Source organism: Leptolyngbya iicbica LK (genome assembly GCF_004212215.1).
Lineage (GTDB): Bacteria > Cyanobacteriota > Cyanobacteriia > Phormidesmidales > Phormidesmidaceae > Halomicronema > Halomicronema iicbica.
The window spans coordinates 190,466-203,309 of sequence record NZ_QVFV01000003.1 but is presented as its reverse complement, the minus strand read 5'-3'; the positions used below and the strand labels follow the sequence as shown (position 1 = coordinate 203,309).

Annotated in this window: 9 protein-coding genes; 3 read left to right on the top strand and 6 right to left on the bottom strand. The window is 53.6% G+C overall.

Annotated features, from left to right (window positions below; translation table 11 throughout):
- The first annotated feature begins 74 nt into the window (after positions 1 to 74).
- Both DYY88_RS14780 and DYY88_RS14775 read left to right on the top strand, forming a co-directional pair.
- Positions 75 to 2,735, top strand: a complete 2,661-nt coding sequence (locus DYY88_RS14780; protein WP_052288420.1) for a hybrid sensor histidine kinase/response regulator — start codon at positions 75 to 77, stop codon at positions 2,733 to 2,735.
- A gap of 5 nt (positions 2,736 to 2,740) precedes the next feature.
- A complete protein-coding gene (locus DYY88_RS14775) occupies positions 2,741 to 4,087 on the top strand; it encodes a sensor histidine kinase (protein WP_201278999.1) in 1,347 nt (448 codons plus the stop codon).
- Between the two features lie 16 nt (positions 4,088 to 4,103).
- Here the strand turns inward: DYY88_RS14775 and cobD are convergent, their stop codons facing one another.
- The 6 genes from cobD to pilM all read right to left on the bottom strand — a co-directional run bounded on the left by cobD (position 4,104) and on the right by pilM (position 10,954).
- Complete coding sequence (gene cobD, locus DYY88_RS14770; RefSeq protein WP_367889297.1) at positions 4,104 to 5,204, bottom strand: threonine-phosphate decarboxylase CobD; 1,101 nt, start codon at positions 5,202 to 5,204, stop codon at positions 4,104 to 4,106.
- A 16-nt stretch (positions 5,205 to 5,220) separates the two neighbouring features.
- Entirely contained in the window at positions 5,221 to 5,496 is a 276-nt protein-coding gene (locus DYY88_RS14765; RefSeq protein WP_039726927.1) for an HU family DNA-binding protein, read from the bottom strand.
- 330 nt (positions 5,497 to 5,826) lie between these two features.
- Positions 5,827 to 8,037, bottom strand: coding sequence for a secretin GspD/PilQ domain-containing protein (locus DYY88_RS14760; protein WP_039726926.1), 2,211 nt, complete (start codon positions 8,035 to 8,037; stop codon positions 5,827 to 5,829).
- An 80-nt stretch (positions 8,038 to 8,117) separates the two neighbouring features.
- Positions 8,118 to 9,035 carry a hypothetical protein gene (locus DYY88_RS14755; RefSeq protein WP_039726924.1) on the bottom strand — a complete coding sequence of 306 codons (918 nt, stop codon included), beginning with the start codon at positions 9,033 to 9,035 and terminating at the stop codon, positions 8,118 to 8,120.
- Positions 9,032 to 9,841 carry a PilN domain-containing protein gene (locus tag DYY88_RS14750; RefSeq protein WP_039726922.1) on the bottom strand — a complete coding sequence of 270 codons (810 nt, stop codon included), beginning with the start codon at positions 9,839 to 9,841 and terminating at the stop codon, positions 9,032 to 9,034. The genes DYY88_RS14755 and DYY88_RS14750 overlap by 4 nt, the downstream gene beginning before the upstream one ends.
- Positions 9,842 to 9,844: 3 nt before the next feature.
- Positions 9,845 to 10,954: a type IV pilus assembly protein PilM gene (gene pilM, locus DYY88_RS14745; protein ID WP_039726921.1), complete on the bottom strand. Its 1,110-nt coding sequence runs from the start codon at positions 10,952 to 10,954 to the stop codon at positions 9,845 to 9,847.
- Positions 10,955 to 11,539: 585 nt separating this feature from the next.
- Here pilM and purT point away from each other — a divergent pair.
- Positions 11,540 to 12,751: a formate-dependent phosphoribosylglycinamide formyltransferase gene (gene purT, locus DYY88_RS14740; RefSeq protein WP_039726919.1), complete on the top strand. Its 1,212-nt coding sequence runs from the start codon at positions 11,540 to 11,542 to the stop codon at positions 12,749 to 12,751.
- The last annotated feature ends 93 nt before the right edge of the window (positions 12,752 to 12,844 follow it).

The following is a 12,844-nucleotide window of genomic DNA, read 5'->3' as shown; positions in this document are numbered from 1 at the left end:
GCCCTTATCCGTTCCCTGTTTTCCCATTACTGGAAGCGACTGCCACCTCAGTGCCACTTCAGGATTCTAAACCTATGACTCAAACTGCACCGGGGTCGCCACAGCGCGATCACCACACGAGTTTTCGCAAATCGATGTCATCGCTGGCGCAGCAGATTCGGGCAGCTCTTTTGGCAATGGTGCTGTTTACGGCCTTACCGATTGGCGCACTGCTGATCTATGTCAGCTTGGGCACTCATATGCGAGACATCAATGCCCTGCAAAGCGAGCGCAGTGCGATCATTGCTAGCCGCCTCGAAAACTATATGGATGGCTTGCAGCGCCAATTGAGCTATCTGGCCCGGGTCAAAGGCTTAAGTGAGTTAGATCCCAGCGTCCAAACCGATTTGCTCAATGGTCTAGCTCGTCAAAATGATGCTTACGAAGCCATCCTGATTCTTGATCGCGAGGGGCAAGTTGTCAGTTCCGTCGCTCCGTATGAAGATTTCAACCCGGTGGAGTTCGAAAATTCGCCGATTTTTCGCCGGGCTTACGGTCAGCAAGAAGAAGTGGCTGGCACCGTGATGGTTGATCCGAACTTACGCTTTCCAACGGTGAGGCTCGCCGTCCCCATCCGCGATCGCGAAGACGAGGTCGCGGGGGCTTTGATTGCAGAAGTGAATCTGCGGTTCCTAGGGTATGTCATTTCTCGCACACAGGTGGGCGACACCGGGTACGTCTACATTCTGGACGAGCGGAACCATGTGATCACTCGCTCTGATCGCCCGCTTGAAAACCTAGCCATCCAAAATTTGAACAACACAGAGTTAGTCGAGACCTTAGATCAACTGGATGATCAAGCGATCAACCAATACGTCGGCCTCACTGATCGCCCTGTGTTGGGAGCAGTTTCGCCCATTACGTCAGTCAATTGGCAGGTCGTGGTAGAACTGCCAAGTCAGGAAGTGTATGCCCCTGTGCGCCACATGATTGTGGTCATTGGTGTGGGGGCGACGGGGGCGATCGCGATCGCGCTGGGGGCGGGTTGGGTGCTGACCCGCCGCCTCACCACCCCCTTACATAAACTCTCCGAAGCCTCCATTGCTCTGAGTGAAGGTGATTTGGCCGCGCGAGTCGATATCAAGACGAATAATGAATTAGGCCTCCTGGCACAAACTTTCAACACCATGGCCGCCCAGGTGCAAGAGTCGGTAGCCAAGCTGGCAGCGACCAACGCCTCTCTAGAACGCCGGGTGCAAAGGCGCACCGCTGAGTTGCAAGCAGCTAAAGAAGAGGCCGATACCGCGAACCGAGCGAAGAGCGAGTTTCTCGCCAATATGAACCATGAGCTGCGGACACCGTTAAACGGCATTCTCGGCTATGCCCAAATTTTGGGGCGGGACACCACCCTGACCCGCAAGCAACATCAGGGCATCAGCATTATTAAACAATGCGGCTCGCACCTCCTCACGTTAATTAACGATGTGCTCGATTTAGCCAAAATCGAAGCCCGCAAGATGGAGCTGTATCCCCAAGACTTTCACCTGCCAAACTTTTTGCAGGGTACGGCCGAAATTTGTGCGGTCAAAGCGCACCAAAAAGGTATTGACTTTATTTATGACGAGGCGGCTAATCTTCCGACCGCCGTGCATGCAGACGACAAGCGGCTGCGTCAGGTATTGCTGAACTTGCTGAGCAACGCAGTGAAATTTACCGACCATGGTCGAGTCGTCTTTCAGGTTAGGCTCGTGAATCAACCCCAGCCAGCAGCCATCGCGACCTTGCCCGCAACACCAGGGGAGACAGCAATTCAAAGCCCGCTAAAGCGCTTACGATTCACCGTCAAAGATACGGGCATTGGCATTGCGCCGGAACGCTTGACGTCAGTGTTTAGCGCGTTTGAACAGGCGGGCGATCGCGATCGCAATGCGGAGGGCACCGGGCTAGGGCTCACCATCAGCCAACAAATTATTCAGATGATGGGCAGCGAAATTCATCTGGAGAGCGTTTTGGGTGAGGGCAGCACCTTTTGGTTTGAGCTGACGCTGCCCCTGGCCAAAGAATTCGCCAATGTCGAAACCACCAGCGCCCCCCAGGTGATCGGTTATCAAGGCCCACCGTTTACCCTACTAGCGATCGACGATCATCCCGAAAATCGTCTCGTGCTGATCAATATGCTGGAGCCCCTTGGCTTTACTGTCATCGAAGCGGAAAACGGCCAGGTGGGCTACGAACTGGCCCTGAAGCATTGTCCTGATCTGATCATTACAGACGTGGTCATGCCGGAACTGGATGGGCTAGCTATGACTCGCCTATTACGCCAACACCCAGACTTTGCCCAGACCCCCATCATTGCGTCACCCGCCAGCCTGTCTCAAGTCGAACAGCATGAAAGCCTCGCAGCGGGATGCGATCGCTTCATTCCCAAGCCCATCGACTTGACAACCCTGCTGGCCGAAATTGGGGCGCTGCTATCGCTGGAGTGGATCTATGACCAAACTCCCACCGCCGCTCCTGCAATGACGGCCGTCACCGCCGCCGAAGACACGTTTGAGGTGCCGCCTGCGGCTGAATTACAGGCTCTTCATACCGCTGCCCAGGGGGGCTTCATTCAAGACATCCAACAAGAGGCCGAACGTTTGCGGGCGTTATCCCCCGCTTACGAACTGTTTGCCAATCAAGTGTTAGAGCTAGCCCGCAATTTTGACGATGCCGCGATCGTGACGCTAATTGCCCCTTATATCGACGCTGACTGAGACTGATGGAAACCCAAGCTGACATGATGCAACAAACCATACTTGTGGTGGATGATACTCCCACCAATATTCAGGTGCTGTTCGATCTGCTGGATGCCTCTGGCTATCGGGTCGCGATCGCCAAAAGCGGCGAAATCGCCCTGCAACGACTCGAAAACAGCTTGCCAGACTTAATTTTGCTCGACGTGATGATGCCCGGCATCGATGGCTTTGAAACCTGTCGCCGCCTCAAAGCCGCAGTAGCCACTCAAGACATTCCGGTCATCTTTATGACGGCACTTTCGGACACCGTCGATAAAGTCAAAGGGCTCCAACTCGGAGCGGTAGATTACATTACCAAACCGATTCAACATGAAGAGGTATTGGCTCGCATCAACGTGCATTTGCAACTGCGCCAGCTTAACCAAACCCTCGAAGCCCAAGTCGAGACGCGCACCGCCGAACTCAGGCAAGCCCTCGAAACCGTCAAACAAACCCAAATTCAGCTGGTGCAGAGCGAAAAAATGTCTTCGTTGGGCCAACTCGTCGCAGGCATTGCCCATGAAATCAACAACCCCATCAACTTTATCTATGGCAATTTAAAGCCAGCTGAAGAATACATGCGCGACCTGCTGGGCCTAATTGAGTGCATTCAAACCGAAGTACCAGAACTGCCGGAGGCTGTGCAAAAGTACGTTGAAGACGTCGATCTGGAATTTTTGCAAGCCGACTTACCCCGACTCATCAACTCGATGAAGTTGGGAGCCGATCGCATTCGCCAAATCGTCCTCTCATTACGCAACTTCTCGCGGTTGGATGAGGCCGACTTCAAAGCAGTCGATATTCACGAAGGGATCGACAGCACCCTGCTCATTTTGCAGCATCGGTTGAAATCGACGGACACTTTACCCGCCGTCAAAATTATCAAGGACTATGGCGATTTGCCTTTGGTGGAGTGCTATGCGAGCCAGCTCAACCAAGTCTTTATGAATTTGCTGAGCAATGCGCTAGACGCTCTGGAAGAACATAGCGAAAGACAACGGGCAGCGGGGCAAGCATTCATCCCCAAAATTCAGATCAAAACGCAAGATTTGGGCGATGGCCAGGTCGCAATTCACATCGTCGACAATGGCGGAGGCATGTCAGAGGAGGTCCGCAGCAAAATTTTCAATGACTTTTTCACCACTAAAGAAATAGGGAAGGGCACCGGATTGGGACTACCAATTTGTCGACAGCTCGTGGTCGAAAAACACCAGGGCCAGTTGCACTGTGAGTCTCATCTAGGTAGCGAGACGGAATTTATCATTACTATTCCGATCAAACAACTGGCAATAGAAACGGCGGCAGACGAGTCATTGCTCACGATCGCCTAGGCAGACAGCAATCATCTCAGGTCATGACACGGCGTAATGCGTCAACCAACCGTTCATTCTCTTCAGGAAGCCGCACTGCCACTCGAAAGTAGCGATCGCCCAATTCAGGAAAGCTCAAACAATCACGGATCAAAATCCGATCGCGCTGCAACAGTGTTTGCTGGAGAGCAGTGACGGAGCGATCGCACCGCACGAGCAAATAATTGGCCCGCCCAGGCAGCGGATGCACCCCCGGAATGGCCGCTAACTCCTGGAATAAGGCCGGACGGGCCTCGCCGAGCCATTGCCAAGTGCGCTGTTGAAAGTCGTGATCTTGCAATACGGTGACCGCCGCTGCTGCCAGGGCATTCACCGACCAAGGATCGCGCCACTGCTGCCATCGTTTCAGGTGCTGGGGCTGAGCGATCGCATATCCCAAGCGTAAACCTGGCAAGCTGTAAAACTTAGTGAGCGATCTCACAATTATCAGGTTGGGCCAGCGAGCAATCTGGGGAATCAAGCTTTGCTGCTCACTCGGAATCACAAAATCCATAAAGGCTTCATCCACTACCACTAGTCGAAACAGACTGAGCAAGGTTTCCAACACGGATAGCGGCATTAAGAGGCCCGTCGGGTTATGGGGGGTGTTGAGTAAGAGACCACACCGGGCTGGATCATGCATTAAGCCTTGAGTCACCACCGTTAACCAATCAATTTTGCCGCTAGCTACGGCAGTCAACGGTAATGGAATCGCTTGCTGATGGGCGGCAAAAGCGCGGAGCGATCGCCCATAATCCCCAAAGGCGGGCGTCAATAAATAAGTTGCTTCTAGGGCGGCGAGATCACGTCCGGCCCAGGTCAGCAATTCGGCGGCCCCATTGCCGGGGAGGACCCAATCCGGAGCAAGATGATGATGCTGGGCGAGCTGCTGACGGAGTTTTGCGTATTGCGGGTCGGGATACTGCGCCAACTGCAGCAAGCCATCTTGGATGGCGGCGATCGCCGATGGTGGCGGCCCCAGCGGGCTAATACTGGCGGAAAAATCGAGCAAAGCAAAGGGGGAACAGCCAGCCACTTGCGCAGCCCAAGCTAAGTTCCCCCCGTGATGCGGTCGATTATTAAACAGACTATCTGCCAACGGAATTTGAAAGGGCTTATTCAGCCACCATTTCTTTGAACTGCTTACCAGCGGAAAAAGCAGGCACCTTAGTAGCCGGAATCACCATGGTTTCACCCGTCTTGGGGTTACGGCCTTCTCGCTCTTTGCGATCGCGCCGCTCAAACGAACCAAAGCCCACGAGGGTAACTTTTTCGCCGCTCGATACCGCTTCCATGATGACATCAACTGCTGCCGTGAGAACCTTATCGGCTTCCTTTTTGGTCACCTCAGACTTCTCAGCAATCTTGTCAACCAATTCACCTTTATTCATGTCTGTGAGTCTCCTTTAGGGGGAATAGGGACTAGAGAGGGGGCGATCGCCACCCCACTAAGTGGGGCCACATCACAGCCCGGCGGCTGAAATCGCTGAAACCCCTGACATCCCGGAATTTCACTGCCCTATTCTAAGGGCAACTTCCAAAATATGGATCGTCCAAAGCTTTAATTAATGTCGTTTTCGGCGTTTTTTAACGAAAGGTAACGTAATTACAAGGGTTTGAGGCGTTGCCAAACCCACAAAAAAATGGCTAAAGCCCTTGACGCACAAAGACTATAGCCATTTAACCAGAACCAGAGAAGAATGACCTACGGGAATCAGGGTTTAGCGTTGCCGCGATCGCTCAATAATCTCTTGCACCTCATCACTCGGCGTATAGCTATAGCCAAACGCCGACTGGTCAGTGTCATCCAAAATTTCCGGCGTCAACAGCACAATCAATTCCTGTCGCTGGTTGTCGTTCACCGTACTACGGAACAAAGAACCCAAAATGGGAATGTCACCCAAAATGGGAATCTTACTCACGCTGCTGCGCTCAGTTTCTTGAATAATGCCGGAAAGAACGAGGGTTTGACCATCTCTTACCCGCACAGAGCCAGACTGCAGCTGGCGATTATTCAGCAAGAACACGGTATTACTAAAACCTGCTGAGTTAATCGTGAAAGTATCTGTCGGCGAGGTGATGCTTGGTGCAACTGATAGGGTTACGAAACCATTATCATCGATGCGATCGACATCAACCTGCAAAATCAACCCTGCCGGTTCAAAGGTCACATTGACTGATGTATTAGTGCCGCTATCAGTCGTTTCAATCGTCGTTTCCACGTCAGTCGGAACATCTTGTGTCAGTTCTACACTAGCCGTTTGCCCTTCTTGGACAATCAAGGTTGGATCAGTCAGGATCTTGGCATTACCTTCTGACACCGTGGCCTGAAGCTGAAATATAAAATCATCGACGATTGAGAATAGACCATTTCCTAGCGGACTTTGAGGGCCAATAGGCGGGCTATTGGGTAATGCTGAAGGCGTTGCTGGAGATCTTGAGCCTGCGCCAAAGTTAATTACTCCAACTCCACCAGCTTGGATGAGATCAGCGTCTCCGGCAGAGAACGAGAAACTAGTACCAAACGCATCAATGGCATTAAGGTCAACGTCAATGACTTTGAGATTGATAGCAACTTGACGGCGGCGAAGGTCTAGCCGCACAAGTTGTGCGGTGGCTAGCTGTACTAATTCAGGACTGCCTACCAGCGTAATAGAATTGGTTCTTTCTTCGGCAATCACTTGCAGCCCTCGGAAAATAGGGATGCTGTCCTGAAAGTCTGCCCGGCTCGTCTCAACCACCTCTTCAGTAGTGGTTTCAACTTCAGTCTCTGACAAACCCTGTTCAACATCGATAGCCGAAACCGTTTGGACTTCGCGCTCACGGCTAACAGCTCGCTCAGCTCCAAGACCGACTAAAAAGTTGCTGGCTTGGGGAGCATCGATTTGGTTGAGCCGTAAGGTGCGCATCACAATGTTACGCGCAGAGTTAGGCAGACTCGTCCCCACATAGATGGTGCGACCAACGCGGTTAGCCTGCAAACCAGTCACTCGCAAAACGCTGTTAAATACGTCTTGCACCGATTCATTTTCAATGTCTAAGGTAATTGGAGGACCTTCACCACTACCAGCGCTGGCGCCTTCACCTTCACCGCCGCCAGCGTCAATAAAAACGAGGTTCAAGCCAGCGGCTCGGGCGAGTAAGTTCAAGACTTCGCGCGAGGGGGCATCGCGGAGCACCAGACGGGGTACTCGTTCGGTAGTGCCCAGATCGACCGACCCAAAGCTCGGGACGGTTTCGGAGACAGCAATATCACCGACGGGCGGTGCCACGGCAGACGGTAAGAAGGGCGGCGCGGTCTGCACAGCAGGGGCATCGACAGGGACACCATCGATCACCACTTGCGGGTTGGGTACCAGCACATCCGGTTGAGGGGGCGCTGGGGTTGCTTCTTCAGTGGGTTCGGCGGTTTCAGCCTGGGCGACGGTATCTGGCTGCTCTACCGGGATGAGGACGGGCTCGTCGCTGGGAACGGTTTCGATATTGCTGGGCACCGGAGTGCTAGCTTGGGGAGCCGAACCGCTGCCATTAGTCGCGACATCGATAATGACGCCGCCGTTGGCGGAGGTACCCACGACGCTGGTGGGAACGCTGCCGTTGCCGCTGACCATCAGGCGCACACTGTTGTCATCCAGAGGCACGATCGCAATTTCTGCGATGCCAGGGGCCGGATTTTGTTGCACAAAGCGATCGCCCTCAGGCAACTGCAATTGAGTCCGCACAATGTCGGCTCGCAAAGTATTGCCCTGGTTGACGGCAAATACCTGGGGCGTATCCCCCTCTGCCGTGGCCAACACAATTTGAGCACCGCCATCAGTCGGCACAATTTCAACGCCGGTAATCACCGTCGAAGCCGCCATCACTGGGTGGGCGACAACCGCCAACAAAGTGGTGCTAGCTAAACAACTGCCATATCCTAATAATCGTTTCACAGTTCACTCTCCTCACGTAGGTTCTGGGTCTGGTTGACAGCGCCTGGGACAATGAGCGCTCGTAAAATTAGGCCATGTGGTTAGCCCTCGTCACTGGCTTCGGTCGCTTCACCCTCGGCCCCTTCTTCGCCTTCAGCGGGTTCCGGTGCAACCGGCGTAGGAGGCTCACTCGGATCGCCTAAAGGCACTAAAACTTCCATCGTGAAAGAAGTTTCGAGGGGGCGAATGCCTAGACGGTTGGCTTCCTCTTCCGAGAGGTCACCATCAATCTCAGAGGCCTCTTGGTTAAAGTCTCGAATAATCAGCAAGGGCTCTAACCGCTCAAGGTTATACAGAATGCTCTGAGTCTGATTGAACAAGGCGCTAAAGCTAACTTCCACGATTTGCCGTTCGAGCTTGCCTGAGAGTTCGGCACCGTATTCTTCCCCGACAATTTCTGGTAGTCCCAGCGGATCAAACGATGACAGTTCTGAGGTGAACAGCGATCGCTGCACGACGGGATCGTCAGCAATTTCTTGAAAAATCCGATTAATTTCGGTGTTGTTAAAGCCTAAGGAGGCCAGCTCAGCCGATTGGGCTTGGGTCAAATTGCCTGCGATCGCCCCCGCGATCGCGGCATTACTTTTCTCAATTTGCTGGTTAGTATCGAGCAACAACGTATCAAAGCTGTTGGGATCTCCCAGGAGGCTGTAAATGCCTTCTCGCTGCGAAATCACGCGATCGAGCTCGGCTTGCACCTCTTCAATTTGGCGCAGACTCTCAGCCTGATTGGCCAGCGTGTCCTCTTTTTCCTCAATGCGTTGCTCAAGCTCGGTAAGCGTATCTTGCACCGGGCTCACCAGTCGCGTAAATAAGAAAACCGCACCACCGACGCCGAGCACCGCCAACGCAATGCCTTGAACTTTAGGAGTTAGCTCGATGCCAAAGACCGTCGGATAACTCGGGCCTTCTAGTTCTTCCGCGTCCTCAACAGGGACGAAATCATCAGAAAAAGTCATGGTGTTTCGATTACTCCTGAATCACGAAGGGCACGGATACGAGTCGCCAAGCCCACTGCCCCTTGACGGTCTAAAACGTCGAGCAAGTCTTCTGAGGGCACGTCGGTAAAGTTGCCTGACAGAGTAAAGTCCACCAAAATCTCGGGTCGATTGGGCGGCGAATTGGGACACACCCCTTGAACTTGGGGATCTAACAGCTCATCTTGCCGGGTCGATTCGTCGATAGTGACGCTGCTGGCATTGAGCAAGGGCGATCGCTGCAAGGTCAACAAAAAGTCATTGACATCGTTAAAAGAACAGGCCACTCCCGCAATTTCAACGCCCCCAGTGACGGGCGGCGGCGTACCGGATTCCTCAGTTGCTCCCTCAGCCGTCGGAGGACCGGGTAGGGTGGTGCCTGCCGTTTGCGAGACCGAGACAATTTGAATGCGGGCCGGGGTGCGATCGCGCAACTCCTTCAAAAAGGCCGACCAGGGGCGAATCTGGTTAAACACATTCACGAACGCCTGATTCTCCGCCTCTACCAGCGCAATCTGCTGCTGCACGGTCTCAATTTGCTGCAGCTGACTTTGAATCGTCGCAATTTGCTGATCGAGTTCCGCTTCCCGCGCCTCTAAACGACTAATCCGCTGCTGCAACAAGAGCCAATATCCCCCGACCAGGCCCAAAGCGGCCACCGCCACCAACAAACCAATGAGTAGCGGAGTCCGACTCCCGGCTGGAGCAGCCGCTTGGGCGGTACGAGCAGAGGCCTCAACCGGCCGAATCTCGCGATCCTTTAGAAAATTAATATCTAAGCCGTACATCGATTAAACCTCTCTGAGCCCAAGACCAATCACCGTCGCCAAACCAGGTCGCTCCTCTTCTTCAATCTCTTCTGCCAGCTCTAAGGACAACGCCGCCACCGGATCAACCTGGCTAGCGGGCAAACTCAGGCGCTGAGCAAAAAACTCATCCAACTGCCCGATCGCCGCTCCCGACCCCGCTAGCAATAACTGCGCAACTTCCATGTCTTCCGCTTGATTGAGATAAAAATCAATCGAGCGCCGCAGCTCATCCGATAGCTCTCCCAAAATCCGCAGCATGGCCGCAGTCCCTGGATTCGAAGCACCGCCAGAAATCGGCTGGGGCGACCCCACAGTATCCATCGGCGTTGTCGGCACCGTCATCCCTTTGAGCAAATCAGTATTGCGCGAGGGCGGCAAATTCATCGCTCGACTCAGCGCTCCTTGAATCTGAAAAGTCCCAATCGGCACCGACCGAGAGAAATGTGGAATCCCATCCACGACAATGGAAATTTCAGTGCTTTCAAACCCGATATCAACAATAGCGGCAGCCTCTTGAGGAGTGAACTGTCGCAACTGATCCCGGATGGTGCGAATCAGCGCAAAACTTGAAGTTTCCAAGACTGCCAGATTAATTCCGGCCTGCTGAAAAGTCTCGACATAACTGTCCGTAACTTCTTTACGCACCGCCACTAACAGAACTTGGACTTTTTCAATCCCATCTTCATCGACAAAAAAGCCAAGCTTTTGATAGTCAACATCCGCTTCTTCCCGCGGAAAAGGCAAATACAAACTGGCTTCTTGGTTCAGCACCATTTCCCGCAGTTCGTCTTCATCCAACTCCGAAGGCACCGGAATAACGCGGGTAATCGCTCGCCCTGGAATCGCAGTTGTGGCGTATTTCACCTTAATACGGCTATCGGCCAGCCCTGTCTGAATGGCCTCGGCGACTGCCGGAGAGTCAATAATTTGCCCTTCTTGAAATGCACCTTCTGGCAATTCCACCGAGGTTCTCGTCTCAAGTTTGAGCTTTTGCCCCTGTTTGCGTACCCGGGCAAGATTGACTCGCTCAGGCGTAAGCTCAATGCCTACACTCTGACGCTTAGATGAAAATAGGGACTGAATGATATTCACCGCCGTCTCCGTTTATGCCTTCGTTATCCATAACGAATGATCAGCAATCCTCCATGACTGCACATGCAAGATGGAGATTCACCAAAATTGTGCTGACGTATGGTACACAATTTAAGTCAGAATTGCCACAGCAATAAACAAGATACAAACCGTAAGAAACGAGCGGTCAATTAGAGGGTAATCACCGTGTTCAGTGGCCACGCTCAAAGGCCTCTCGCAGTGGCTGTTCTCCAACGTATAAGCTGAGCAACACCAACGAGGTTGGGCACCGTTTTGGTCAGGCAAACTGTCTTTTTCCTGTAGACCATTGCGCTAACTTAATTTGATCAGTCTCCACCAAATCAAGTGAAATCACTGCACCCGATATGCTGAGTCGCTATTCGAATAGGCGACCCGAAGAATGATGTTCGGCTCGCGTCTAAACGACTCATTTTTACCTGACCAATCACGTCGTAAATACGAATGGATTAGTCAGTTCACCTGAGATGTTACACACAATTTTCAAAAGTGAACCATTTAATATAGAAAAAATCTGCAAAAATCTGAGATTTAAACGTCTATTGGTGTGAGGTAAGAAGCAAAACTGTGGCACAAGAAGCGGGTACAACTTGGGGAACGCCTACCTTGGCAGGGGCAAAACGCTTGCTACTGCTGGGGTCTGGGGAGTTAGGGCGCGAGGTCGCCCTCGAAGCGATGCGCCTGGGCTGGGAAGTCATCGCGGCAGACGCCTATGCCCATGCGCCAGCGATGCAGATGGCCCATCGTTTTCATGTCATCGATATGCTGGATGGCGATCGCGTGCGCCAATTGATCGAACAAGAAAAACCCGATTTGATCGTGCCAGAGGTGGAGGCGATCGCCACCGACACGCTAGTCGCGCTGGAAGCGGAAGGCTGGACCGTCGTCCCCACCGCCAAAGCCACGCGACTCACCATGAACCGCGAGGGCATTCGTCGCCTCGCCGCCGAGGAACTCCAACTGCGCACCTCCCCCTATCAATTTGCGGGCACGCTGGCGGAGTATCGCGCCGCCGTCGAGGCCATTGGGTTGCCCTGCGTGGTGAAGCCCATCATGAGTTCATCCGGTAAAGGCCAAAGCTTAGTGCGATCGCCCGAAGACATTGACGCCGCTTGGGACTACGCCTACAGCGCTGGACGCGGCAAAGTCCAGCGCGTCATCGTCGAAGGCTTCATCGAATTTGAAACCGAAATTACCCTGCTCACGGTGCGCGCCCAAGACGGCACCTTCTTTTGTCCCCCCATTGGGCACCGCCAAGAAGACGGCGACTATCGCGAATCTTGGCAGCCCTGCGGCCTACATCCCGACACCGTGGCCGAATGTCAGCGGGTCGCTGGCCAAATCACCGACGCCCTTGGCGGGTGGGGCCTCTTTGGCGTGGAACTGTTCATTGCCGGGTCGCCCGATCAGCCTCAAATGGTGTATTTCAGCGAAGTCAGTCCGCGCCCCCACGACACGGGTATGGTGACGATGGTCAGCCAAAACATGTCGGAGTTTGAGCTCCATGTCCGCGCCATTACCGGCTTGCCCATCGGCCAGATTGAACTATTGCAACCAGGTGCGTCGGCGGTGATTCTCGCTCCCGGCTCGAGCAATCAGCCTCGCTATGCCGGGGTGGCTGAAGCCCTCAGCGTGCCCACCAGCAAAGTCCGCCTCTTTGGTAAACCTCGCTGTCACCTCAACCGCCGCATGGGCGTGGCGCTCGCTCTGGGCGATTCCGTCGAGGAGGCCAAGGAAAGAGCGATCGCCTGCGCCAGCAAAGTGCAAGTTTTGCTTTAGGCTTTTAGGTGGCCTGTTAGTGCAGAGTTAAGCACTGCGATCGCCGCACTCGGCCCCTCACACTCAACCGCATCTGCCCTCTCATCCACCCAT